Origin of the sequence: Streptomyces beijiangensis, assembly GCF_017315755.1 — a bacterium.
Taxonomy (GTDB): domain Bacteria; phylum Actinomycetota; class Actinomycetes; order Streptomycetales; family Streptomycetaceae; genus Streptomyces; species Streptomyces beijiangensis.
The window spans coordinates 1-21923 of sequence record NZ_JAFLRJ010000162.1 but is presented as its reverse complement, the minus strand read 5'-3'; the positions used below and the strand labels follow the sequence as shown (position 1 = coordinate 21923).

Here is a 21923-nt window from a genome sequence, read left to right as displayed (position 1 = left end):
ACCCCGCACTTCATCAAGGGCATCACCAAGGAACATTTCCCAACCCCGTTCGGCAGCGGCCCCCTTATCAACTTGCTTGCCGGGTGGGCGCTGTACGGCATCGCCGCACTGCTGGCCATCGCCGCCCACATATCCACCCACCCGATGCCCGCCCTGGCGTCCGCCGCACTCGGCGTGCTCGTCATAGGCGTCTTCCACGCCACCATCGGCGCCTTCGGCAAAGGTCAAGCGCCCAAACCGGGAAACGACCACCGTCTCAACAGGCAATGACCCTCCCCGCGTCACTTCGGCATCGATCAACAGCACTCGTGAACACCCCCGACTCAACGAGTCCCTTCAGAGGAACCGCACCCATCACGAAATACCCCCGGACACGAACCATCCCTGCTCCGGGAATGACAACCGCTCGCCACGCCTTTTGCCACACATATGCCCTTGTCCGCTTACCTGGCGGGATCTTGCGCCCAGCGATCGCCGGCGTCGGTGTTGGCGAACCAGCAGCCGTCGAGGCGAGGGTCCCAGTCGAGCCGCTCGCACTCCCGCACAGCGCGGGCGACAACGGCATCGGCGTCCCCTGGCCAGGGAATCACCTGGTCGCCCAGATCTCCGACAACCATGAGTTCTTCCTCGAGGAGGAATATCAAGGTTTCGACGAAAGCGGCCCGACGCTCCGTTGCGGAATTCGTGAACTCCTCCACGTGGTAGATGAAGGCGGTCAGGCGGACCCAGTCGTCCAGCCCTTCGCTGAGGATCTCTTTTGCGATCTGGTTGATTTTCATTTTTTTGGAAGGTGCACTTTCTGGTCTCGCTTGACGCCTACCCTTTTGATGTCGATGGTCTCGCCCTCCGAATCGGAGCAGGTCCTCCACCCCATTTAAGTCCCATCGTCTAGCTTGTACACATCGGGCTACGGCCAGGCGTTTCTTCCGTCGGCTCCTGGCCGGGACCGGCACGGTGCCGCGGGTGCTGGTCACCGACAAGCTCCGCAGTTACGGCGCGGCCCACCGCGAGGTCAAGCCCTGCGTGGAGCACCGCTCGCACAAGGGCTTGAACGACCGCGCCGAGAACTTCCACCAACCACCCGGCAGAGAGAATGCGCGATGAAGGGCTTCCGCTCCCAGGGAGCCGCCCAACGATTCCTGTCCGCGTTCAGCGACATCTTCCCCCCACTTCCGACCACACCGCCGCCTGCGCGCCGCACCCGACCACCTCCTCGAGATGACCGTCCGCTTCACCGTCTGGGATCACATCACCGGCACCATCGGCCCGGCCGCAGCAGTCTGGCCCAGGGCCACCACCAGGGCCGAGCACACCCTGAACCACCGTCAGACCATCACCCACCCAACAAGGTGACGACACCGTCCGCCGTATTCCGGTTTCCCACCTAGGGTTGGCCTGCTGCCCTCCACCGATCGGATTCGGCGTTGACATCTGAACCTCGCAAGTTGGCGTCTGCTTCGGCAGCCGCTGCCGAATTGCCGGCAGGTCGGGGCCGTTACGACGGCAGCCGCCCCGACCGGCACCGCAGCGGCCCGGTAATGCTCGCGCTGGGCGCGCTGGGGGTGGTCTTCGGCGACATTGGCACGAGCCCGCTGTATGCGCTCCAGACGGTGTTCACCGCGGACAGCCACCGGGTGGGGACTGAGCCGGTCGAGGTGTACGGGGTGATCTCGCTGGTGTTCTGGGCGATCACCGTGATCGTCTCGGTCAAGTACGTGACGTTCATCCTGCGCGCGGACAACGACGGCGAGGGCGGCATCATGGCCCTGACCGCGCTGCTGCGCAACTGTCGCCTCAAGACCCGGCGCGGCAAGGCTGTCTTGGTGGCGCTGGGAATCTTCGGGGCCTCCCTGTTCTACGGCGACGGCATCATCACCCCTGCGATCTCCGTACTGTCCGCGGTGGAGGGCGTCAAGGTCGCCGCCCCCGGGCTCGGCCACCTCGTCGTGCCGATCACCCTGACCGTACTGACGGGCCTGTTCCTGATCCAGCGCTACGGGACGGGCCTGGTCGGCAAGCTCTTCGGCCCGGTGATGGCCTTGTGGTTCACCGTCCTGGCAGCGGCCGGGATCAATGGGATCAGCAAGGACCCCGCCATCCTCAAAGCGCTCTCGCCCACGTACGGCGCCGCGTTCATCGCCTCCCACGGGGCGATCGCGTTCGTCGCGATGGGCTCGGTGGTGCTGGCCGTGACCGGCGCGGAGGCACTGTACGCCGACATGGGCCACTTCGGCCGACCGCCCATCACCCGGGCCTGGTTTTTCGTGGTCTTCCCAGCCCTGACCCTGAATTACCTGGGCCAGGGAGCGATCATCATGCGTACCCCATCTGCCGTGGAGAACCCGTTCTTCCTGACCGTTCCCGGCTGGGCGCGGATCCCGATGGTGCTGCTCGCGACGGTGGCCACCATCATCGCCTCGCAATCGGTGATCTCCGGGGCGTTCAGCGTCACCCGGCAGGCCGTCCAGCTGGGCTTCCTGCCACGGATGACGATCCGGCACACCTCTGAACGAGAAGTCGGGCAGGTGTACTCCCCGGCGATCAACTGGGGCCTGTACGTCGCAGTCGTGGTCCTGGTGCTCGGCTTCGGCTCCTCCGCGGCCCTGGCCTCCGCCTACGGGGTGGCCGTCACCGGCACGTTCATCCTGAACACGGTCCTGTTCCTGGTGGTCGCCCGCAGCCTGTGGGGCAAGCCCAGATGGCTGATCGCCCTGGGCGCCACCGTGTTCCTGACCACGGAAGTCGCGTTCTTCACCGCCAACCTCACCAAGATCGCCCACGGTGGATGGCTGCCGCTGCTGGTCGCCGCCGCGGTCTTCACCGTGCTGATGACCTGGCAGCGCGGCCGCACTATCGTCACCCGTAACCGCACCCAGGCTGAGGGTCCCCTGCTGGAGTTCGTGGAGCACCTGCGCACCCTGGACCCTCCGTTGCACCGGGTGCCGGGCACGGCGGTGTTCCTCGACGCCAACCCCGACACCACGCCTCTGGCGCTGCGGGCCAATGTGGAACACAACCACGTCCTGCAGGAACGCGTGATCATCATGAACATCCAGGTCCGTAACGTTCCCCACGTCTCCGACACCGACCGTCTCACCGCCAATGACCTGGGCTTCGATGACGACGGCATCAGCAGCCTGCAGGCCGGCTACGGATTCCAGGACGAACCCAACGTCCCCGCCGCCCTGCGCCTCGCCGTCGAGCACGGGCACCTTCGCTCCCAGGACCTGGACGAGGTCACGTACTTCCTGTCCCGGATCACCCTCGTGCAATCCGACGAGCCGAACATGCCAACCTGGCGCAAGAAGCTGTTCCTCACCATCTCCCACAACTCCGCGCACCCCGTCGAGTACTTCGGCCTGCCCATCGAACGCTCCATCAGCATGGGAGAACAAATCCCTCTCTGAGGGTCGAACAGCCTGCCGGTCGCCACGGCAGGCAACCATCGCGGTGCAGGGGGAGTGACCCAGAGGGAACGTACGAATACCCCGATTTCATCCGTTTGGGAAGTTGGCATGTCAGGCCACTTCGAGGTGTACGAGGGCAAGGCCCACCAATGGCGGTTCCGGCTGGAGGCCGGCAACGGGGAGATCGTGGCGGTGGGCGAGTCATACCCGACCCGACCGGGTGCGGAGCAGGGCGCGGAGGCCGTCAAGCGGGCCGTCGCCGACGCGGACGTCAAGGTAATCACCGGCGCCGGCCGACCCAGCCCGGGGAGGCGCGAACCACCCCGGCGGACGGCCAACTCAGCCTGGCTCCAGGCCTCCTCCTCCTTTACGGTCGCCCGTGCGAACAGCCACGGGTGATCGCACGGCAACGCCAGCTCACCTCTGGAGGGCCCCTGCAACCTCACCTGCACCGTTGACTGGATCGCCGAAACACCCCGAGGGTCCATCGGAGTCAGGTCAAGACTCCCGGCACCAGAGGGGAGTGAAACGGGCGGCAAGGCTCGATTGATGCCAGGACGTGAACTTTGCATAGTGCGCGAAGCGGCGCAATTAGGGCACCAATAGAAGTTGCTTACCGGAACAGGCCTACGCAAACGCCCTCCCGGAAAGTCCCTTGCGCGAGCAGAGAGAGCTTCGAAGCGGACTGCGCCCGCCCTCGTCGAGCCTGAGGGTGGGCGCAGTCGACAGGGCCCCTCGCTGGAGTGACTCTCGGGTCAGGAGTTCCCGCCGGCCGTCTCGGTCGGGGCGGGGCTTGCGGTGTTCGTCTCGATCGGGGCAGGACTGGGGGAGTCCGATGCCGTCGGAGTGGGGCTAGGGCTGGCGGAGTTGCGGGACTTCTCGGCAGCGATGGCCGCCTGGAATGCCTCGAGCTTCTTCTGCGGGAGTGCCTTGATGGCAGCATCGCTGTCCACGTACTCGGGCTTCAGTCCGGCCTTGTTCGCCTCCGTGACCTTCAGGACCTCATCGAGGTAGGCGTCCTTGTGGGTCTTGCACATCATGGTGCGGATGTCGTCGGTGATCAGGGGGCTTTCCATGCCGGCGAGCTTCTTGTCCTCGTTCTCGCTGGTCGAGAGTGTGCCGCGAGCGACATCATGGGGCTCGATGCCGTCCCGGAACGCCCAGTTCGTCATCGCCTCCGCCGTGCGCCAGTCGTGATAGAAGGCGTCGTCGTGATCGTTGTCGCAGAAGTAGAGGACGACCTCGTGGGTGGCCTTTTCGAGAGCGGCCTCGTTGGGGTCGGGCTTGGCGAACGCGGCTGTGCAGCCGATGGCCAGCAGGGCAGCACTCGCAGCGCCCACGATGAGGGTTCGTGTGATCTTCATACCGACGAGTGTGGCCACACAGACAGACCCGCATTCTGAGCGACGCGCGGAATCCCGCCACCTGGGCTAACAACCTCGTGCATGGTTGGCCGTAACGGTCGCCGTGCCGGGTCGTTGGGCTTGTTGCGGTGGGTTTTCAAGCGCGAGAGTTGGTGGTGTCGGGGCGTCGGATTACGGGACTTTCAGCGGCTGTGATCGCTGACCTGGTGGCGGAGTTGGGGCCCCTCTGGCAGGCCCGGAGAGACGCTGCACCGCTCGACCGACCGCGCCGGCGTGCGGTCGGGGCGGGCGCGAAGTACAAGGTGGTCTTCGTCGACCGGCTCCTGGCCACTGCGGTTCATCTGCGGCACGGCATCACCCACGACGTGCTGGCCTGCTGGTTCCAGGTCGACCGGTCCACCATCACCCGTGCGGTCGGGGAGATGCGGCCTCTGCTCGCCGACCGCGGCTGCCGTATCGAGGGCGGACTGCGGCTGCGCACGCTCACTGATGTGATCGCCCACCTTGGCGCCACCGGGCAGACCGCGCTGATGGACGCCACCGAGATCCGGGTCCGCCGTCCGTCCGCGCACCGCGGCGGACGCAGCCGCTTCGTCTCCGGGAAAAGCCGCATCAACGCGATGAACACCTATGAAACGGCCGGGCGGTGCGGGCTCGGGTCAGCGCCCCGAATACCACTCCGCAGATGCCCCGAAGCGGTGCAAGGCCATACACACGGCCGGAAGGATGGTCGGCATGCACTCCTCGCCATCGTCGAAGACGACCTGCACGCCAACGACCGCCACTTCCGAACCCTCGACGGCATCGTGCTCGACACCAGCGACGACATGTGCGGCGAACTGAACTTCACCGTGTTCGCCGCCATCGCCAAGTTCCAACGTCAGCAGATCGTCAAAGGCACCCGCGAAGGCTTCGACGCCGCCCGCGCCCGAGGCCAAGTCGGCGGCCGTCCTCGCGCCGTGACCTCCGGGCAGATCACCGACGCCCGCATCCTGCTCGGCGCCGGACAAACCCGAACCGCCGTCGCCGCCAAGCTGCGCGTCTCCCGATGGACACTCAGCCGCGCCCTCGACACCGCGTCCCGCTGACGACCGCCACCGGGTGCCAACGCTTGACCACAGCGGACAGCCCCAGCCCCATGCGCGGATCGCAGAAGAGGACGGTCTAGTCGTCGCCTCGGTGTCCGTCGCGGACCACCGCTAACCCGCCGACGCGGGTCGTGATGCCCGCCGGCCCGCGTCGGGCCGAAGCGAGCACGCTGGCCGGTCGACCGAGGGTGTCGCCCTGCTCCACCTCGATCGCGACCGTCTGCGCCCCTGTCGTGTCGAGCAGGTGGGCGGCCAGGCAGCCGGTGCTGTTGGCGTTGGCGACGTCCTCGTCGACACCGATCGCCGGCGCGAACATCCGCGCCGCACCCGGTCGGTCGCCCACCGGCGGTACGTACACGAAACAGCCGAGGAGCCCGTACCGCCGGCACGCCGCTGTCAGCCTGCCGAGGTGTGGGTGGACTCGGAGCAGCGCCGACCGGTCGTGGACCGGCACCAGCATGCGTGGTGCGCCGGGCGCGGCGATCCGTGGCGCGTCGGTCGGATGCGGATCGTCTTCGGTGAGCCCGAGCGCGGCGACGATCGCGGCGCGCTCGTCCGGTGCCGGGTGACGCAGCGCGACGAGGCCCTGGTCGAACCACACCTCGATGCCGGCGGGGCGGCGGATCGCGACGGTGTCGAACGTGCGCCCGCCGGTGTGTTGGCGGTCGTTCAGGTCGCCAAGCGCGGTGCGGATCAACCGGACGGCCTGCGCGGCAACGGTGCCGTGGCCACAGCCGGACAGCTCGGCGGTGGCGGTGAAGAACCGGACCGGCCAGCCACCGTCCGGCGTCCGCCCCGTGCCAAGGAACGCCGTGTGCGAGGTGCCGGCCGCAGCAGCGACCGCACGCCGGTCCGCGTCCGTCGCCGCCGGGTCGTCGTCGGTGACGGACGTGGGGCTACCGCCCCGGCCGTCGCGCCGCACGCACGCATCAACCACCGTGACATCCGTCCAGGACATCGGCCCACCTTTGACGCTCAACGAACCGGCAACCGCGAACGGCGTCCGCCGATAGCCGGGTCTGGCCGCAACGGCCGACCGAACGCGTCCCGGGGCGGACCGGCCTGCCTCAGCCGGTGCCGCCCTGCACCGGATAGTGGATGATGACCGCACCGCCGGTGGCGTAGTTGGCGACATCGGCGGCCACCCGCCGGCCTTGCGGCGACGCCCGCGCCGCGGCCATGGCGGCGGCGTCAGCGAAGTCGCCTTCGAAGACCGCGAAATACGGTGCTTCTCCCTTGATCGCCGCCACGTCGAAGCTGTAGCGCCACGCAAGCAGGCCGGGCCAATTCATGACCAGTGGAAGGTGGTTGGTCACGTAGTAGTCGCGGAAGTGGTCAGGGTCGGCGGGCTTGGAATACAGGACCACCAACTTATGCATGGCGACCTCCGTCCAGAGGCGAGACCGCAACATTCCGGGTGACCTGGGAGCTCCTGCTAAGAACTGCCGCCGACGTCGCCAGGTGCGGAGCATCCGGATCGGGGTGAGGACGGAGGTGGTTTCGAGGAGCGCGTGGGAGTCGGTGGCCAGCCACAGCGGGAGGTCGCCGACGAAGGCTACGACATCGGGGAGGGCCCGGGTGGGTCGGGTCGCGCCAGAATCCATAGTCGAGCACATCGGGCTCGGTGGCCGCGGCCTTTGCGAGAGCCGTGAGGGCGGACTCGAAATCGACGGTGTGGGTGAATGCGATGTCCAGTACTGCGGTCAGTTGAATCGTCATATGCGCAGGTTAGGGCTTGGTGTGCGGTCGAGGGAAAGACCGGTACGGGATAGGCTCAGAACGGATCGTTATCAATCGGCAGGGAGGGCACGTGGCGCCGGATACGGTGAGTCTGCGGTACTTCCTGGTGCTGGCGCAGGAGTTGAACTTCACCCGCGCGGCCGCACGGATCGGTATCGCACAGCCCGCACTCAGCGTCCGGATGCGCCGATTGGAGGCGGAACTCGGTACGGCCCTGCTGGTCCGCAACACGCGTAGCGTCGTATTGACCACGGCCGGTGCGGCTTTGGCGGAGTCCGCGCCGCCCGCGCTGGCGGCGCTGGACCGGGCATGGGACAACGCCCGGAGCGCGGCGGCCGGTGAACTGGGCACGCTTCGCATCGGATACAGCCTCAGCGCCGGGGCCGAGACGGCACCGGCCCTGGTGGACAGGCTGATTCGCGGCAACAGCGGACTCGAGGTCGGCGCGGTCCCGATGGCGACACCGGAGATCTCCCCCGCGGTCGCCGACGGCCGCATCGATGCCGGGATCACCCGCGGTGAACAGCCGGGCCGTGGCGTGCGCCGGTTCCTGCTGCGTCGTGCGCGCATCGGGGTCCAGCTGGCGCAGCACCATCCGCTGGCCGAACACCCGGAGATCGAGATCGCCGACGCGGCCGCGTATCCGCTGCGACTCCCGGACCGTACGGCCAACCCCGTGATCCACGATCAGCTGTCCGCACTGTTCCGAGACACCCGACCACACCCCCGATTCCACACGACCGCAGTCTCTTTCGACATGTCTCAGCGCGACCTGCGCGACGGGGTCACCCTCGCCCCGGCCGGAGAAGCCGCGGCCACGGCACAACCGGCCGGTCTCACCTGGCGACCGCTGCGGGGCGCGCCCAGCCTGACGATCCACCTGGTCCTCCCACACGAGCAGTCGCCAGTACACCGCCGCATCCGTGCCGTCGCCAAAACCCTGGCGCACGAGCTGCACTGGCTGCCGGACTGACGCGCAAGAGGTCAAGCGAGACGGGCGTCTGAGGGACACCCGCGCAGTTCTGCCAGCGGCAGAACGCCGGCCGGACCGGGCTCGACGATCACTACAGTCCAGTCTCATGACGACGATTACGACGCGTACGGTCGAGTACCCGGCCGACGGTTTGACGATGATCGGGCACCTCGCGCTCCCGGCCGGTGTCGACCGCCGGCCCGCGGTGCTCCTCGGACCAGAGGGCATGGGGCTCAGCAATGTCGAGCGCCGCCGGGCCGATGCTCTCGCCGAGCTGGGATATGTAGCGCTGGCCTTCGATCTTCACGGCGGGCGCTATTTGGGTGACCCCGAGCAGATGCTGGCCCGTTGCATGCCACTGCTCGCTGATCCCGACCGGATGAGGGGCATCGGCCATGCGGCGCTCGACGTGCTGTTTGGAACCCGAAGGGCCCGAAGGGCCGTGGGACCCGCCGAACGCATACGAATTCTGGGTCCCCATCGCAGTTACCAATACCGGGGAGTACCTCGCGGTGGACCATCGACCCGGAGACACCTATGGAACGGTCCGGGAGATCGACTACGAAGGATCCGATGTGTGGGGCGTGATCCGATGGAAGGACCTGGGGGACATGTTCAACGAGATCGCGGACGGTCTTGAATCCGGCTCGGGCGTCCGGGGCAGCGGGCGAACGTACCGGTATCTTCCCCAAGTGGCCGAAGGCCCTCCCATGAGCAGCGTGCCCCACCTGTTCGGGTCGCCTGTAGTGATCGACGGAGCTCCGGTGAAACGTCTCGAGTGGCGGATCGAGCAATGAAGGCAGTACAAAGGAGCCCCGCCCGACGGATGAGCCGGGCGGGGCTCCTTCTGCCTATACGTTACGGCCTGACAAGGCCGGGGGCGTCGATGAAATATGGGTCGTTGTCCAGCATTCTTTGTTTGGAATAGAACCCGTTGAGACGGCGGCCTGCCGTTTCGTTGTGCCCGCCGTGCATAGAGGCCCGGGCACACTTCTCCTTGTAGGTCGGAGTGCCGCCGAAGGGCGGGCGTTCATCGTCGTACAGGCGCCACTTTCCGTCACCGCCCTTTCGCGCGTACGCCTGAAGGCACTCCCCGCCATTGCTGACCCCGGTTGCTCCACCACTTTCCTTGGTGCTCGCGAAGGCGTACTCGTCACACTGAACAGCCTTGTTCTTGTTCGCTGGGTCGGGAGTTGCTAGCGGGTGCTCTACGAGTTGGTATGCCCCACTCTTCGGGCAAACGACCCCGCGATTGGCATCAGCCTTCCCCCCGTCGAATTCACGACGCAAAGGGCTATTGTGCTTCTTGCTGCCGGGATACCAATCGAGCTTGTCGCGCATCTCCAGGTAGTACAGGGCGGCGCCCTCGGCGTTCTTCAGCTTCAGGTCGAACGTCGGCGTGTATTTCGGGAAGACACAGCCGACGGAGGTGTTGGCGCGCATCTTCTTGTCGCAGCGGACCTGACCCCAGAACACCCAACTCGGTTCGGTGACCTTCGCCGCACCGGGCGCAGCGGACGCCTTGAAGCCGAGGAAGTTGCCTCGGTCGAACTTATGGGACGTGCCGGCTGCGGCCGACTGCCAGGTGAACTTGCGCGTCTGGACGGTCTGTTCGGTCACCGACGAGGCGGTGGTCCAGGAGGTCGGGCCGGTGAATTCGGGGCCGACGTACTCCTTCTTGCAGTCGGTGTCGCCACCGCAATTGGCGTCCCAGTAGTCGAGCGTCACGGTGCCGAGCGCGCCGTCGATGGACAGGGGAGCGATGGTGTTCTGTTGGAGCCACTCAGCGCCCTTCGGGCCCTTCGTGTTCAGTTTGATCTCTTCGCGGACGAGGAAGGCGGCAGTGCCGATGTGCTTGGGCGGCTGATTGGTGCTGATCTGCCACCAGTCGACCACTACGCCGATCTTGTGGCAGCCCTCATCACGGGTGAGCGTGTATCCGCCGGTCAACGGGTCACTGCACCAGGGGACGAGAGGATTGGTGGGCGCCGCGAGTGCCTTCGCCGCCCTTCCGATCTCGGCGTTGTACGTACGGCTCTGACACATCTCGATGTCGGAGTTATCGGTTTTGTAGCAGTTGCTCCGGTCGCCCGGCTTCGGATCGGTCACGACGCCATCAGGGGAGGTTTGCCTCTCCGGAGTGTCCGCCCCCTCGTAGGGCTCCTCTTCCGGGTCTACAGGATCCTCGGGCTGTTCGCCTGAATCCGGTATGGCGGTGTCGCCGCTGATCGGCTTCTTGCCGGTGCCGTAGTCGTAGACCTTCTCCGAGCCCTTGTTGTCCGCGCGGTCGACCGCACGGCCCTCGGTGCGGTTCATGTCGCGTTCAGCGGGCGTGCCCGTCACTGTGGTGGTCTTTCCGGCAACGGCGGGCTTCTCGGTACTCCAAGTGCCGCCGTTGGTGCGGCTCTCGATGCCTCGGGCATCGTCACCGGCCGGAGGGGTGACGTCGAAGTTGCCGTCTCCCTTGTTCGGCGTCCACGCGCCCGCTGGGTAGTCGGTCGAGGCGATCTTGGCCGGTGCGCCGGGTGCGGTGGTGTCGACGACGAACTCGCGCCAGGGCGACCAGTTGAGGTTGTAGTGGGTGCCGTCGTAGGAGTTGGTGCGGAACTTGTACGTCTTGCCGTTGATGAGCTGTCCGGCGGGGACCTTCACCGAGGCCCAGGCGCCGGGAGCGACATCGGCGGAGACGATCGCGCCGTCACCGGCGGGGGTGGTGATGGGCTTGTTCGTCGCGGCATCGTAGACCTGGAAGGTGCCATTGACCTTGTCACCGTCCGCGTCCGCGAACTTGTCGCGCAGGGTGGGAGTGGTCGAGTTGACCGCCCACACACCGGCATACGACTTGAACGGGGCGCCGGCCTGCTGGGCGGTTCCGTCGCCAGGACGGTAGTTGTAGTTGACTGTCAGCTTCGGCTGATTGGCTGTCGCGTTGCGGGAGTTGACCCGCTTCCAGCCCTTGACGTCATCGTTCGCGGCGCGGATCCCCATGTGGCCGCGGGTCTGCTTCGCCGACGCCCAGACCTTGACCAGGTCGGTGACATCGGCCTTGATCCAGCCGTCGGTGGTGTTGGTGCAGCCGGCCGGGTAGCCAGCGGTCTGGGTGCTGGTGGCGTACTGCTGCATCCACTCGGGCTGCTTGGTCCACCGCGAGGCGCCGGAACCCTCGCCAGTGTTCCACACAGTCCAGCTCTGCGCCTTGCAGTCGGTGGCGCCGGAGTGGAAGTTGTACAGCTGCACGCTGGCGGACGAGACGAGCGAGTCAGCAAACGGCTCGGTGTTCCAGCTCATGAGCGTGCGCGCGAGGCGCGGGGTGCCGTCGGCGTTCTTCGTGCCGGGGTTGCCGAAGTCGAGTTCGGTCTGGCCACCGAGGTCGGTGGTCTCGCCCTGCTGCACATAGGTGTCGAAGGTGTTGCCCAAACAAGTGACGAGTTGGACCCACCGCCGCGACCGCCTGCCCGACACCTACCAAGCCATCGCCGCCCTCGTATCCGACCGCACCGCCACCGCCTGAAAAGGGCGTTCAACAGGACAAACACTTCCCACCCGCTATCACGCACAGACTCGTTATTGTGGAAACCGAAGCGGGCGTTCTCAACGTCGCCCATCTTGATGCCCAGCAGCTCGGCTATCTCCGGCTGCGCCCAGCCGTCGACGGTCAGCCGCATCACGGCCCGCATTCGCGGCTTGGATCGGTTGATCATCTCGGTAAGGTCGTCATGCAGCTGGTGGCGGACGCAGAAACCGGCTCGGGACCCGTCTGCCTCAGCGCGTAGGCGAGCACGCCGTGGGGCATGGTCACCGCGTGCTGCAGGAAGCGGTCTCTGCGCTTGCTCCGCCAGGCGTAGAACAGCCGGGGGGAAGACGAGCAGACACGGGGCTGACCGGGGCGTGACGGGTCTGTGTAATTCTCTTGCGGCGGTTACGGGGGCTCCGTAGCCTCGGATCCATGTCTACGCCCCGTATTTCCTAGCTCGGTCACACGCCTTCACGCCACCCGTGTGTCCTTGAGCTAATCCGGAGCGTAATCCAATGATCACCCTTCGTGGTGTCGACGTCCGCGTCGGCGCCCGCCTCCTCCTGTCCGACGTCCACTTCCACATCGCTCCCGGCGACCGCATCGGCCTCGTCGGCCGTAACGGTGCCGGGAAGACCTCCCTCCTCAACATCCTTGCGGGGTAGGTCAATCCGGCCGCCGGGGACGTCGCCCGCACCGGTTCCGTTGGGTACCTTGCGCAGGATTCGCGTGCCGCCGACCCCGGGGTGAGTGTCACCGACCGGATTCTCTCCGCGCGTGGACTCGACGTCGCCGTACGGGAGTTGCGCGCCGCCGAGCACGCCATGTCCGGGGCCGTCCGTGGCGCCGAGATTGAGCTGGCCATGGACGCGTACGCCCGCGCCGAGGCCGAGTTCCAGGCGCGCGGCGGTTACGCCGCGGAGGCCGAAGCCGCGCGCGTCGCCGGTGGCGTCGGGCTGCCCGCGCAGCTCATGGGGCGGGCCGTCGGCACGCTCTCGGGCGGGCAGAAGCGGCGTGTGGAGCTGGCTCGCATTCTGTTCGCCGGACACGGGACTCTGCTGCTCGACGAGCCGACCAACCATCTCGACGCCGATGCGGTGGGGTGGCTGCGGGGCTTTCTGCTCGGGTACCGCGGCGGGCTTGTTGTCGTCAGCCACGATCACGGTCTGATCGCCGACACCGTCAATCGGGTCTTTCATCTCGATCCGGCGCGTGCTGCGCTCGACGTCCACAACACCGGGTGGCGCGCCTATCTCGAACAGCGCGACGCCGCCGAGCGCCGCCGTGCCCGCGAGCGCGCCAACGCCGACCGCAAGGCGGCATCGCTGCACGCCCAGGCCGACCGGATGCGCGCCAACGTGGCGACCGCCGTCGCGGCCAAGAACATGGCGCGCAGGGCCGACCGGATGGTCGCCGAGCTCGAGCCCGCACGGCGGGCCGAGCGCGTCGCCCGCATCCGGCTGCCCGAGCCGGCGCCGAGCGGCCGTATGCCGCTGGGTGCCGTCGGGCTGACCAAGTCGTACGGGGAGCAGCGCGTCCTGCGCGGTGTCGATCTCGCCGTCGACCGGGGGGTGCGGCTGGTCGTACTTGGGCTCAACGGGGCTGGGAAAACAACCCTGTTGAGGACCTTGGCCGGGCGTGAGACCCCGGACGCGGGGCGTGTCGTACACGGGCACGGGCTGCGGCTCGGGTATTTCGCGCAGGAGCACGACACCCTCGATCCGGCCCGTACCGTACGGGAGAACCTCGCCGATGCCGCCCCGCACCTCACGGACGGCGAGGCGCGCGGGGTCCTGGGGGCCTTCCTCTTCTCGGGGGAGGACACCGACAAACCCGCCCGGGTACTGTCCGGCGGCGAGAAGACGCGGCTCGCGCTCGCCGGGCTCGTGCACTCCGGTGCCAATGTGCTGCTCCTCGACGAGCCGACCAACAACCTAGACCCGGCCTCACGCGGCGAGGTGCTCGGCGCGGTCGGCTCGTACCCGGGGGCGATCGTCATGGTCACCCACGACGAAGGGGCGATCGAGGCGCTGCGGCCCGACCGGGTGCTCGTACTCCCGGACGGGACCGAAGACTTGTGGAGCGAGGAGTATCTCGGGCTGGTGTCGCTGAACTGACGGCGTCCCCCGTGGTCCGGCCTGCCCGGGTCAGGCCACGGGCTCGCCCGGCTTGACGGGCAGCAGTCCGAGCTCGGCGAAGACCTTCTTCGCTACGAACGTGGCGTTCAGGGCCTTCGGCATGCCGCCGTACGCGACTGAGTGCAGCAGACCCGATCACTCACACCCAGCTCAACGACCCAGAATCACAAGTGTTTCGGATCAATATGTGATGGCGGGAAGTGCGCCAGTTCTTGTCCGTAATTCGACCTGCACGTCACTCCCCTCGGCGTGGGCGGACGAATTTTCTGTAGTAGGAAGGCAGGAGGATGTTCGTTGATCCCGGCGATGAGGATCGTTGCCTCGAAGCGGACGGCGAGTTTGTCGAAACGGATGGCCACTGCCCGGTTCCGCTTCAGCCGGTTGATGCCGCACTCGACCGCATGCCGGGCCTTGTAATCCTCGCGGTCCAAGGCGGGTGGGCGCCCGCCGGCGGTTCCTCGACGTCGGCGATGACCTGCCTGGTCGGCCGGTTCCGGGATGGTGCACCGGATGCCGGGGCGACGCAGATAGGCACGGTTGGCGCGCGACGAGTAGGCCCTGTCGCCCCGCACCCGCAGCGGGCGAATGCGCGGACGGCCCAGGTGCGCACCTCGTGGGGTCAGCGACTCACCCGCATCGACAAGGGTGCCGGGGACTTTGCGACCGCCGCCGATGCGGAGGCCGATAGGTCAATCCTCGGGGTCATCCATGCCGCCCGGCCCGAGGATGCTGTGTTCGGCGAGGAGAGAGGGTCGCCGAGTGCGACGGGGGCTACACGCCAGTGGTTGGTGGACCCTCTCCGCGACACGTTGAACCAGGTCGTCGGCAACATGCTGGTGGCCGTCAACGTGCGTGCTCGTGTCCCCTTTCACGTCACGTACCGGCTGAATCCTTCTGTGCGCCATTCCTGGCCGTCGGGCAGGATGGCGAGCGCCTCGTAGCCGTCCAGTCTTTCCAGCCAGGCCTTTGCGCTCTTTCCCCGGGCGAAGGCTGCGGTGGCGTAAGCGTCGGTCATGGTCAGTCTCGGTCCCACGACGGTGAGGGAGGCGAAGGGTGCGACGGGGGCGCCGGTGTGCGGGTTGATGATGTGGGCACCTCGTTCGGCTGTGCCCGAGGTGGCGACAGCCAGGTCGTGGTCGGTGGTGACGACTGCGGCCAGTTCTTGTGGGCGCAGGGGGTGGGTGATGCCGATGCGCCAGGGGTTGGTGGGTGCAGGTCTGCCTCGGAGTTGGATGTCGCCGCCGCCGTTGACGCAGGTGTGATGCGCGCCCGCCTCGTGGAGCAGTCGGGACGCGGCTTCGGTGGCCCAGCCCTTGACGAGGCCCGAGGGATCGAGACGGCCGGCCGGAACGATGCTGAACCAGCCGTCGCTGGCGTAGCTGGCCTGTGCGGAGAGGGACAGGACTTCGTGGACCTCGGGCGGGCAGTCCTCCAGGCGGATGTGACCGCGGTCGAGGCGGCTGATGTGGCTGTCGGCCCGGTACGTGGAGAACACGGCGTCCGCACGGTGAAGTTGGCGCACAGCCTCGGCGAGGGCGCGGCGGATGGCCGGGGTGGGTCTGTCGCGGATGTCGAAGGAGAAGACGGTGCCCATGACGTGCTCGACGTGGCGCAGCCCTGCGACGGTCTCAGGCATGGGCCTGGTCCAGGGCGCTCTGCAGAGACTGGATGTAGCCCTGGCTGGTGTAGCTGGCTCCGGATACGGCGTCGATCTGTGCGCTCTGCGCGCCGAGTGCCTCCTCGGCGAGGCGGGGGAGCGCGAAGGAGTTGATCTCCTGGTCCCGGCCGTTCTGGTCTGGGGCCTGGAGGACCTTGACCGCTGTGATCTTTCCCTTGGTGAGGGTGATGGAGACCTGGACGGGTCCGTACTGGGTGTCGACGGGGTCCCCGGTGAAGGTGCCCGTACCCGCACCGGTCGAGGTGTGGGGGGTGGCCGACGTCGTGGGCGTGCGCGGGGTCACTCCCGCCAGTGCGGGAACCTGGTGGGGCTTGAGGGCGAGCAGCATGATGGTGAGGGTGCTGATTCCGGTGGTGGCGAGGACGGCTCGGCGCATGGGGTCTCCTCTTCGACTCAGAAGGCGAACGACTCGTGGTGGATGCGCCGTGCCGGTACGCCGGCTTCGCGCAGCGCCCGGAACGCGGCCTCGGCCATCCCCGGCGGACCGCAGAGGTAGACGTCGTGCGCGGCCAGATCCGGCACCAGGTCGGTCAGGGCCCGGGCCGTCAGGGGCGAGGAGTGTCCGGCCGGTTCGTCGACGATGTAGTGCACCGGGGCGCGGCGGCGGGCGGCGATCGTGTCGATTTCGCCGCGCAGTACGAGGTCGTCGGCGCGGCGGGCCCGGTAGATGAGGGTGACCTGGCCCGGGAGCGTCTCGAAGAGCGTGCGCAGAGGGGTGATCCCGACGCCGCCTGCCAGCAGCAGGGTCTGGTGAGCGGTACGGCGGCTTGCGGTGAAGCCGCCGTACGGGCCTTCGGCCCAGACCCGGGTGCCGGGCGCCAGTCGGGCGAGGGCGGCGCTGTGGCCGCCGGCGGTCTTCACCGTGATACGCAGATGGCGTGGGTGCGGGGGCGCGGAGAGGGAGTAGGGGTTGGCGGTCCACCACAGCCCGCGGGCCAGGAAGCGCCAGCGCAGGAACTGCCCCGCCTCTCCGCCCAGCTCGTCCAGGTACTCGCCGGTCAGGTGGACGGAGACCACACCCGGGCCTTCCGGCCTGACGGCGGCGACGCGCAGCCGGTGGCGCAGTCCGCGGCGTACGGGGACGGCGAACCGGAACCAGGCGAGCAGGGCCGCGACGGAGAGGAAGAGCGTGTACCAGGCGGTCTGGGCGAGGTGGTTGGTGACGAAGTCGGCCCCGTTGGCAAGCTGGTGGCCGAAGGTGAGGAAGACCGCCAGGTAGGTGGCGAAGTGCAGGTAGTGCCAGGCCTCGTAACTCATCCTGCGCCGGGCTGCGCGGGCCGACAGGATGCCGGTGGCCAGGAAGAGCACGAAGCCGACGGTGCCTTTGAGGAGGTCGGGGTAGTGCAGGACAAGTGTGGTGGTCTGGCCGACCACACCCGTGTGAGAGCTCAGGGAGTAGCCCCAGATGATCAACAGGGTATGGGCGAGGGCCAGAGATATCGTGCAGCGGCCGCCCATGGCGTGCCACCGCGCGAGCCGGTCCGTGCCGACAGTGTGGTCCAGGAGCGGTACGCGTGCCATCAGGGCCAGCAGTACCGCGCAGGCGTAACCCGCGAGCAGGCCGGTGATGCGTCCCGCGCCGGTGAGCCAGCCCGCCGGGCCGACCACCGCGTTGGTGTCGCTCCACCACAGGGCCAGCACACCCGCCGCACCGGCCCAGATCACCAGCTGCGCAAGTAGCGGCACGGCGCTGCGGCGCGGGGGCCGGTGACGCACCCCACGGCTGGTATGCGGGGTGCTGCTCGTGGGCAGCGCGGTCATGGCGGGCTCCTCCTCCGGCGATGGGCCGCCCAGCCTCACAGCTCAACCTCTGCGTTCCCTCTGAACGGCGGCCCGCCTGCCGCTCTCATAGGAGATTCAGAGGAAACGCAGAGGCGGACTGCGGTCCTGCCGAGGCCTGTGCCGGGGATGCTGGGAGGACCATGAACGAACCGCGTACTGCCGCCCTGCTGCACCGTCCCGACGGAAAACCTGTTCGGGTCCTCGTCGTCGATGACGAACCCGACGTCACGGATGTCCTTTCGGGAGTCATGACCCGGGAGGGCTGGGAGGTCAGGACCGCCTCGGACGGTGCGGGAGCCCTCGCCGCCGCCCGTGTCTTCCGGCCCGACGCGGTGGTCCTGGACTGGATGCTGCCCGACCTCGACGGACTGCGGGTCCTGGCCGCGCTCAGACGTGAGGCGCCCAGCGTGTGCGTGCTGTTCCTGACCGCCAGGGACGCGGTCGAGGACCGTATCGCCGGTATCACCGCGGGCGGCGACGACTACGTCACCAAGCCCTTCAGCCTGGAGGAGGTTTTGGCCAGGCTGCGCGGGCTGCTGCGACGGGCAGGCATGACGGCCGAGCCGGGAGCGCACCTGCTGGCGGTGGGGGACCTCACCATGGACGAGGAGGCCAGGGAGGTCCGGCGCGGCGGGGCGGTCGTAGATCTGTCGCGTACCGAATTCGAGCTCCTGCGGTTCCTGATGCGCAATCCACGCCGGGTGCTGTCCAAGGACCAGATCCTCGATCGGGTCTGGGCCTATGACTTCGGCGGTCGCGCTCATATCGTCGAGCTCTACATCAGCTATCTGCGCAAGAAGATCGACGCGGGACGCATCCCGATGATCCACACCGTCCGCGGCGTCGGTTACGTACTCAAGCCGGAATCCCCGTGAGGCGCCTGCCGCCCCGCACCCTGCGCGGCCAGCTCACCGCGGGACTCGTCACCCTGCTCGCCCTTGCGTGTCTCGCCGTCGGCATCACTACCGCGCTGGCACTGCAGGGTTTCCTGATCGGCAGAGTGGATGATCAACTCACCGCATCCGGTGGCAAGTTCGCTGCGAGCCTGGAGCACGAGGCGCGCCCCGACGGGGACAATCGTCCCGACACTCGGGGCCAGGCCGAATCCACCTTCGGTGCCCGTCTCCTCGACGGCGCAGTCACCCAGGTCGCCGTCGTCGACGACCAGAGCGACCGCTCCGTCACGCTCACCGCCGAGGACCGCCGCATCCTGGTGGGCGTCCGCACCGACGGACAAGGGCACACCATCCGGCTCTCCGAATTGGGCGCGTACCGTGCCATGGCCGTACGAGGCGACGATGGGGACATCCTCATCACGGGCCTGCCCCTGCACCCGGTTGAGGAGACCGTTCACCGTATCGAAGCGGTCGAGGCCGTGCTGTTCGGCGGAACGCTCCTGGTCACGGGCATCGCTGGGGCCCTGTGGGTACGGATCTCACTCCGCCCCCTCCAACGGGTCGCCGCACGCGCAACGGAAGTGGCCGGGCTGCCGCTCGCCAGCGGCGAGATCGACATGCCCGGCCCGCTGCCCGACACCGATCCCCGTACCGAGGTCGGTCAGGTCGGCTCCGCGCTCAACCACATGCTCGGTCATATCGAGGACGCACTGACGCGGCGCCAGACCAGCGAGGAGCGCCTGCGGCACTTCGCCGCCGACGCCAGCCATGAACTGCGTACCCCCGTAGCCAACATCCGGGGCCACGCCGAACTCGCGCTGCGCCACCCCGGACCCGTACCCGGCGAGGTGAGCCACGCGCTGGAACGCATCGACAACGAGTCAAGGCGTATGACGCACCTGGTGGACGACCTGCTGCTGCTGGCGCGCCTGGATGCGGGACGCCCCCTCGAACACGAGCCGGTTGATCTGACCCTGCTGATCCTGAACGCCACGGACGACGCACGCGCGGCCGGCCCCGGTCACCGCTGGCTCCTCGACCTTCCAGAGGAGCCGGTCATCGTCCCCGGCGACGCCCACCGACTCCAGCAGGTCATCGGCAACCTCCTTGCCAATGCGCGGATCCACACCCCACCCGGCACCGAGGTGACTGTCGCCCTCACCGCCACCCGGACCGGCGCATCTGTGAGTGTGAGCGACAACGGACCGGGTATTCCTGCTGAACTCCAGCCCGAAGTCTTCGGCCGCTTCGTCCGTGCGGACCATGCACGCTCACGGAGCACCGGAAGCACCGGTCTGGGTCTCGCCATCGCCCAAGCCGTCATCACCGCCCACGGTGGAACTATCAGCCTCAGCAGCAGTCCGGGACAGACTGTCTTTCGCCTGACGATTCCACTGGGCTGAGGACTCGTGCCGTCCTGGTCTACGGCCACACCTCCGGCATCACGTCTGCCCATCTACATGCCTCAATCCGTACGGCACGTGGTGTCATGCCATGACAGATCCCGCTTTCGTTACGGAGAGCAGGGAGCTGAGGGGGTGGAGACAGAACTGGTGGGCCCTGGACGGGTGGCTCAGATTCACGCCAGGAGGGAAGCGAGCTCCTCAAGCGAGTCGATGCGCGGTACGGCCGGCCCGCGCGCCGGGGCAAGTTCGCCGGCATGGTTAAGCCAGATTCCCATCAGCCCCGCCGCATCCGCCCCGGCGGCATCGACGTCAGCACGGTCACCGACGTACACCACCTTCTCCGGTGGCAGAGTCCACGGGAACCCGCTGCCCCCAGCTCAGCACCCTCACCGTCGGCGGCGGGCGGTTCACCGCGGTGGTCAGGACCGCCGGCGGCCTGGTCGCGCTCGACATCGAGCACCTGGGCCTTCTCCAGGACCGCACGGGCATGCAGGGACTGCGCGGCTGGGACGTCTACGACGGCGTCGGCACCCACCCGGCCGCATCATCGCACGCTTCACCGTCGTCGCAGCTCGGCACGCAGCCCGCGGGTGCTGGGCGTGTACGACCTCGACTTCCGTGAGGGCACGACGTGCGGCACCATCCTGGTCGACGTCGACGCCTCGGCGGTGATTGACCTGCTGCCCGACCGGTCCTGCGGCAACCTCATCGGTTGGCTCACCGATCACTCCGCCTGGTCCTGGGTTTCCTCGGCTGCCTTGCGGGCCTCGGCAGGGGCGTCGCTCAGTTCCTGGATCAGCAGGTCGTGGATGGGCGGTAGCCCGGTGATGTCGGTAGTGGTCATGGTTGCTGATTCTTCTCACGCATCCGCATCCGCAGGAGACCAGACCCGCCCCTACGGCCAGTACTTTTTGAGCTGTCTTGCCGAACAAGTCTGCCAGCAGGCCGCGCAGCTCTGTGCGGTCGTGGCTCCGACGACCGGAAATGGCCGTAGGACCTGTCCGATGGGTCGGGTGACCCGTCCACCCGACTTTCGTTGCGACATGGGTGGGGCGAGCTGATCCGTCGGATCAGGAGTGGGCTCGGCTGGGGCCGCATCTACAGCAGCCCTGTCAAGGAATGTCCTGGCCGATCGCCCGGATCACGTCGGCAAGCCAAACCAAGTGGTGACCCACGGCCCGGTCCTGGTGAGCAAGCAGATCCTCAAGGTGCTGCCATGACTCCGAAAGCTGCCCGATCGTGAGGGCCTGGGGCTCGGCGTCGATGCTGTACTGCTCGTCGGCTGAGACAGACCAGAAGAGGTCTTCCTTGAGTGTCACGGTGGGTCCGGCTGACGCTTCAATGTGCCGAAGCGCCACGTCCAAAGCACGACGAAGTTGATCGATAGGGATCTGCACGGGTTCGGCGGCCATGGGCGCCATCTTGACTCAGTCACGCCGACCATGACCCATCGGACGGGCCCTCGTCCCATCCTCCGCACGTCACTGGTCTGAGTGACGTCTGACGGGTTCGTGTGGAGCCCAATGCATCCGGATGCCCCTGCTCATCGGGCAGCCGCTGACCACCGGCCGGCGGTCCGATGGGTGTTGAGATTGTCCCAGCCTACGACGGCGTGGCCCCGTGACAGCTCTCCATTCGGGCCCCTCACCTGTGCGACCAGGGCATGAGCCTGCGTGAGCATGGCGGACAGACCGCCACTGTGCAGCCGTAGTCGCTGCCCCGCACCCGCGTGGGAACCCGACACCTCACGCTCAGCCACACGTAGGTTCGTCCGACCCTCATTACGACACCCCTCATGACTCGCCCGCCAGGTCGGGGTCGCGCGGGAGTACGTGCGCTTCAAAAACTTGAAACTACCCTCAACTTACGCTTAAAGTTGAGGGTAGTTTCAAGTTTTTGAAGCGCACGTACTCTCGCGCGACCCCGCCCTGGCGGGC

At 67.5% G+C, this 21923-nt stretch carries 21 protein-coding genes and 6 pseudogenes; 15 read left to right on the top strand and 12 right to left on the bottom strand.

Annotated features, from left to right (window positions below; all coding sequences use genetic code 11):
- Nucleotides 1-270, top strand: a 270-nt coding sequence (locus J0695_RS18365) for a hypothetical protein (RefSeq protein ID WP_206963163.1), incomplete at its 5' end; no start/stop codon positions are given.
- Between the two features lie 173 nt (nucleotides 271-443).
- On the opposite strand, the gene J0695_RS18360 is transcribed toward J0695_RS18365, so the two are convergent.
- Entirely contained in the window at nucleotides 444-779 is a 336-nt protein-coding gene (locus J0695_RS18360) for a hypothetical protein (protein ID WP_206963162.1), read from the bottom strand.
- A gap of 133 nt (nucleotides 780-912) precedes the next feature.
- On the opposite strand from J0695_RS18360, the pseudogene J0695_RS43950 reads away from it, so the two are divergent.
- From J0695_RS43950 to J0695_RS18345, 4 genes and pseudogenes are all read left to right on the top strand, one after another.
- Nucleotides 913-1154: pseudogene (locus J0695_RS43950) on the top strand (DDE-type integrase/transposase/recombinase); the annotation flags it as partial.
- Between the two features lie 64 nt (nucleotides 1155-1218).
- Entirely contained in the window at nucleotides 1219-1353 is a 135-nt protein-coding gene (locus tag J0695_RS45190; protein ID WP_277989998.1) for a hypothetical protein, read from the top strand.
- 92 nt (nucleotides 1354-1445) lie between these two features.
- Entirely contained in the window at nucleotides 1446-3407 is a 1962-nt protein-coding gene (locus J0695_RS18350) for a potassium transporter Kup (protein ID WP_242552841.1), read from the top strand.
- Nucleotides 3408-3515: 108 nt separating this feature from the next.
- Complete coding sequence (locus J0695_RS18345; protein WP_206963161.1) at nucleotides 3516-3806, top strand: YegP family protein; 291 nt, start codon at nucleotides 3516-3518, stop codon at nucleotides 3804-3806.
- A 356-nt stretch (nucleotides 3807-4162) separates the two neighbouring features.
- Here the strand turns inward: J0695_RS18345 and J0695_RS18340 are convergent, their stop codons facing one another.
- On the bottom strand, nucleotides 4163-4771 hold the full coding sequence (locus J0695_RS18340; RefSeq protein ID WP_206963160.1) for a hypothetical protein: 609 nt from the start codon (nucleotides 4769-4771) through the stop codon (nucleotides 4163-4165).
- 191 nt (nucleotides 4772-4962) lie between these two features.
- Here J0695_RS18340 and J0695_RS18335 point away from each other — a divergent pair, with 191 nt between their 5' ends.
- Nucleotides 4963-5859, top strand: coding sequence for a transposase family protein (locus J0695_RS18335; protein WP_206963159.1), 897 nt, complete (start codon nucleotides 4963-4965; stop codon nucleotides 5857-5859).
- A gap of 76 nt (nucleotides 5860-5935) precedes the next feature.
- Here J0695_RS18335 and J0695_RS18330 read toward each other — a convergent pair whose 3' ends face one another.
- Both J0695_RS18330 and J0695_RS18325 read right to left on the bottom strand, forming a co-directional pair.
- Nucleotides 5936-6817 carry a PhzF family phenazine biosynthesis protein gene (locus tag J0695_RS18330; RefSeq protein ID WP_206963158.1) on the bottom strand — a complete coding sequence of 294 codons (882 nt, stop codon included), beginning with the start codon at nucleotides 6815-6817 and terminating at the stop codon, nucleotides 5936-5938.
- 109 nt (nucleotides 6818-6926) lie between these two features.
- A complete protein-coding gene (locus tag J0695_RS18325; protein WP_206963157.1) occupies nucleotides 6927-7238 on the bottom strand; it encodes an EthD family reductase in 312 nt (103 codons plus the stop codon).
- Nucleotides 7239-7669: 431 nt separating this feature from the next.
- On the opposite strand from J0695_RS18325, the gene J0695_RS18320 reads away from it, so the two are divergent.
- The 3 genes and pseudogenes from J0695_RS18320 (at nucleotide 7670) to J0695_RS18310 (ending at nucleotide 9369) form a co-directional block, all read left to right on the top strand.
- Nucleotides 7670-8572: a LysR family transcriptional regulator gene (locus J0695_RS18320; protein WP_206963156.1), complete on the top strand. Its 903-nt coding sequence runs from the start codon at nucleotides 7670-7672 to the stop codon at nucleotides 8570-8572.
- Between the two features lie 106 nt (nucleotides 8573-8678).
- A pseudogene (locus J0695_RS18315) lies at nucleotides 8679-8987 on the top strand (dienelactone hydrolase family protein); the annotation flags it as partial.
- Complete coding sequence (locus J0695_RS18310; RefSeq protein ID WP_206963168.1) at nucleotides 8968-9369, top strand: SMI1/KNR4 family protein; 402 nt, start codon at nucleotides 8968-8970, stop codon at nucleotides 9367-9369. The pseudogene J0695_RS18315 and the gene J0695_RS18310, both read left to right, overlap by 20 nt.
- 61 nt (nucleotides 9370-9430) lie before the next feature.
- Here the strand turns inward: J0695_RS18310 and J0695_RS18305 are convergent, their stop codons facing one another.
- A complete protein-coding gene (locus J0695_RS18305) occupies nucleotides 9431-11989 on the bottom strand; it encodes a DNRLRE domain-containing protein (RefSeq protein ID WP_372445792.1) in 2559 nt (852 codons plus the stop codon).
- Nucleotides 11990-12141: 152 nt separating this feature from the next.
- Here J0695_RS18305 and J0695_RS18295 point away from each other — a divergent pair, with 152 nt between their 5' ends.
- Complete coding sequence (locus J0695_RS18295; protein WP_206963154.1) at nucleotides 12142-12345, top strand: hypothetical protein; 204 nt, start codon at nucleotides 12142-12144, stop codon at nucleotides 12343-12345.
- 256 nt (nucleotides 12346-12601) lie between these two features.
- A pseudogene (locus J0695_RS18290) lies at nucleotides 12602-14203 on the top strand (ABC-F family ATP-binding cassette domain-containing protein).
- A 30-nt stretch (nucleotides 14204-14233) separates the two neighbouring features.
- Here the strand turns inward: J0695_RS18290 and J0695_RS18285 are convergent.
- A pseudogene (locus J0695_RS18285) lies at nucleotides 14234-14353 on the bottom strand (carboxymuconolactone decarboxylase family protein); the annotation flags it as partial.
- 167 nt (nucleotides 14354-14520) lie between these two features.
- Nucleotides 14521-14823 (bottom strand): annotated as a pseudogene (locus J0695_RS18280) (transposase); the annotation flags it as partial.
- A 3-nt stretch (nucleotides 14824-14826) separates the two neighbouring features.
- Here J0695_RS18280 and J0695_RS43945 point away from each other — a divergent pair.
- A pseudogene (locus J0695_RS43945) lies at nucleotides 14827-15084 on the top strand (inositol monophosphatase family protein); the annotation flags it as partial.
- 8 nt (nucleotides 15085-15092) lie between these two features.
- Here the strand turns inward: J0695_RS43945 and J0695_RS18270 are convergent.
- The 3 genes from J0695_RS18270 to J0695_RS18260 are packed head-to-tail and all read right to left on the bottom strand — an operon-like array spanning nucleotide 15093 to nucleotide 17663.
- Nucleotides 15093-15860 carry an FAD:protein FMN transferase gene (locus tag J0695_RS18270; protein ID WP_206963153.1) on the bottom strand — a complete coding sequence of 256 codons (768 nt, stop codon included), beginning with the start codon at nucleotides 15858-15860 and terminating at the stop codon, nucleotides 15093-15095.
- Nucleotides 15853-16278 carry an FMN-binding protein gene (locus tag J0695_RS18265; protein WP_206963152.1) on the bottom strand — a complete coding sequence of 142 codons (426 nt, stop codon included), beginning with the start codon at nucleotides 16276-16278 and terminating at the stop codon, nucleotides 15853-15855. Before J0695_RS18265 ends, J0695_RS18270 begins: the two co-directional genes overlap by 8 nt.
- A gap of 17 nt (nucleotides 16279-16295) precedes the next feature.
- The gene (locus J0695_RS18260) at nucleotides 16296-17663 is read right to left on the bottom strand and encodes a ferredoxin reductase family protein (protein ID WP_206963151.1); all 1368 of its coding nucleotides are present in this window, start codon (nucleotides 17661-17663) and stop codon (nucleotides 16296-16298) included.
- A 161-nt stretch (nucleotides 17664-17824) separates the two neighbouring features.
- Here J0695_RS18260 and J0695_RS18255 point away from each other — a divergent pair, with 161 nt between their 5' ends.
- Together J0695_RS18255 and J0695_RS18250 are read left to right on the top strand one after the other, a co-directional pair.
- Nucleotides 17825-18559 (top strand): response regulator transcription factor, encoded by a 735-nt coding sequence (locus J0695_RS18255; RefSeq protein ID WP_277989997.1) that lies wholly within the window; start codon nucleotides 17825-17827, stop codon nucleotides 18557-18559.
- A complete protein-coding gene (locus J0695_RS18250) occupies nucleotides 18556-19983 on the top strand; it encodes a sensor histidine kinase (RefSeq protein ID WP_206963150.1) in 1428 nt (475 codons plus the stop codon). Before J0695_RS18255 ends, J0695_RS18250 begins: the two co-directional genes overlap by 4 nt.
- 176 nt (nucleotides 19984-20159) lie before the next feature.
- On the opposite strand, the gene J0695_RS18245 is transcribed toward J0695_RS18250, so the two are convergent.
- On the bottom strand, nucleotides 20160-20318 hold the full coding sequence (locus J0695_RS18245) for a hypothetical protein (protein ID WP_307798675.1): 159 nt from the start codon (nucleotides 20316-20318) through the stop codon (nucleotides 20160-20162).
- A gap of 11 nt (nucleotides 20319-20329) precedes the next feature.
- Between J0695_RS18245 and J0695_RS18240 the strand changes: the two genes are divergently transcribed.
- Nucleotides 20330-20608 (top strand): hypothetical protein, encoded by a 279-nt coding sequence (locus tag J0695_RS18240; RefSeq protein WP_206963149.1) that lies wholly within the window; start codon nucleotides 20330-20332, stop codon nucleotides 20606-20608.
- A 490-nt stretch (nucleotides 20609-21098) separates the two neighbouring features.
- Here the strand turns inward: J0695_RS18240 and J0695_RS18235 are convergent, their stop codons facing one another.
- On the bottom strand, nucleotides 21099-21398 hold the full coding sequence (locus J0695_RS18235) for a hypothetical protein (protein ID WP_206963148.1): 300 nt from the start codon (nucleotides 21396-21398) through the stop codon (nucleotides 21099-21101).
- Nucleotides 21399-21923: the final 525 nt, after the last annotated feature.

Bases quoted from the DNA above. Each gene is read 5' to 3' on its own strand.
- J0695_RS45190 (WP_277989998.1), top strand. From the start codon at position 1,219: ATGACCGTCCGCTTCACCGTCTGGGATCACATCACCGGCACCATCGGC.
- J0695_RS18255 (WP_277989997.1), top strand. From the start codon at position 17,825: ATGAACGAACCGCGTACTGCCGCCCTGCTGCACCGTCCCGACGGAAAA.
- J0695_RS18310 (WP_206963168.1), top strand. From the start codon at position 8,968: ATGCGGCGCTCGACGTGCTGTTTGGAACCCGAAGGGCCCGAAGGGCCG.
- J0695_RS18330 (WP_206963158.1), bottom strand. From the start codon at position 6,817: ATGTCCTGGACGGATGTCACGGTGGTTGATGCGTGCGTGCGGCGCGAC.
- J0695_RS18345 (WP_206963161.1), top strand. From the start codon at position 3,516: ATGTCAGGCCACTTCGAGGTGTACGAGGGCAAGGCCCACCAATGGCGG.
- J0695_RS18360 (WP_206963162.1), bottom strand. From the start codon at position 779: ATGAAAATCAACCAGATCGCAAAAGAGATCCTCAGCGAAGGGCTGGAC.
- J0695_RS18235 (WP_206963148.1), bottom strand. From the start codon at position 21,398: ATGGCCGCCGAACCCGTGCAGATCCCTATCGATCAACTTCGTCGTGCT.
- J0695_RS18340 (WP_206963160.1), bottom strand. From the start codon at position 4,771: ATGAAGATCACACGAACCCTCATCGTGGGCGCTGCGAGTGCTGCCCTG.
- J0695_RS18265 (WP_206963152.1), bottom strand. From the start codon at position 16,278: ATGCGCCGAGCCGTCCTCGCCACCACCGGAATCAGCACCCTCACCATC.
- J0695_RS18260 (WP_206963151.1), bottom strand. From the start codon at position 17,663: ATGACCGCGCTGCCCACGAGCAGCACCCCGCATACCAGCCGTGGGGTG.
- J0695_RS18270 (WP_206963153.1), bottom strand. From the start codon at position 15,860: ATGCCTGAGACCGTCGCAGGGCTGCGCCACGTCGAGCACGTCATGGGC.
- J0695_RS18325 (WP_206963157.1), bottom strand. From the start codon at position 7,238: ATGCATAAGTTGGTGGTCCTGTATTCCAAGCCCGCCGACCCTGACCAC.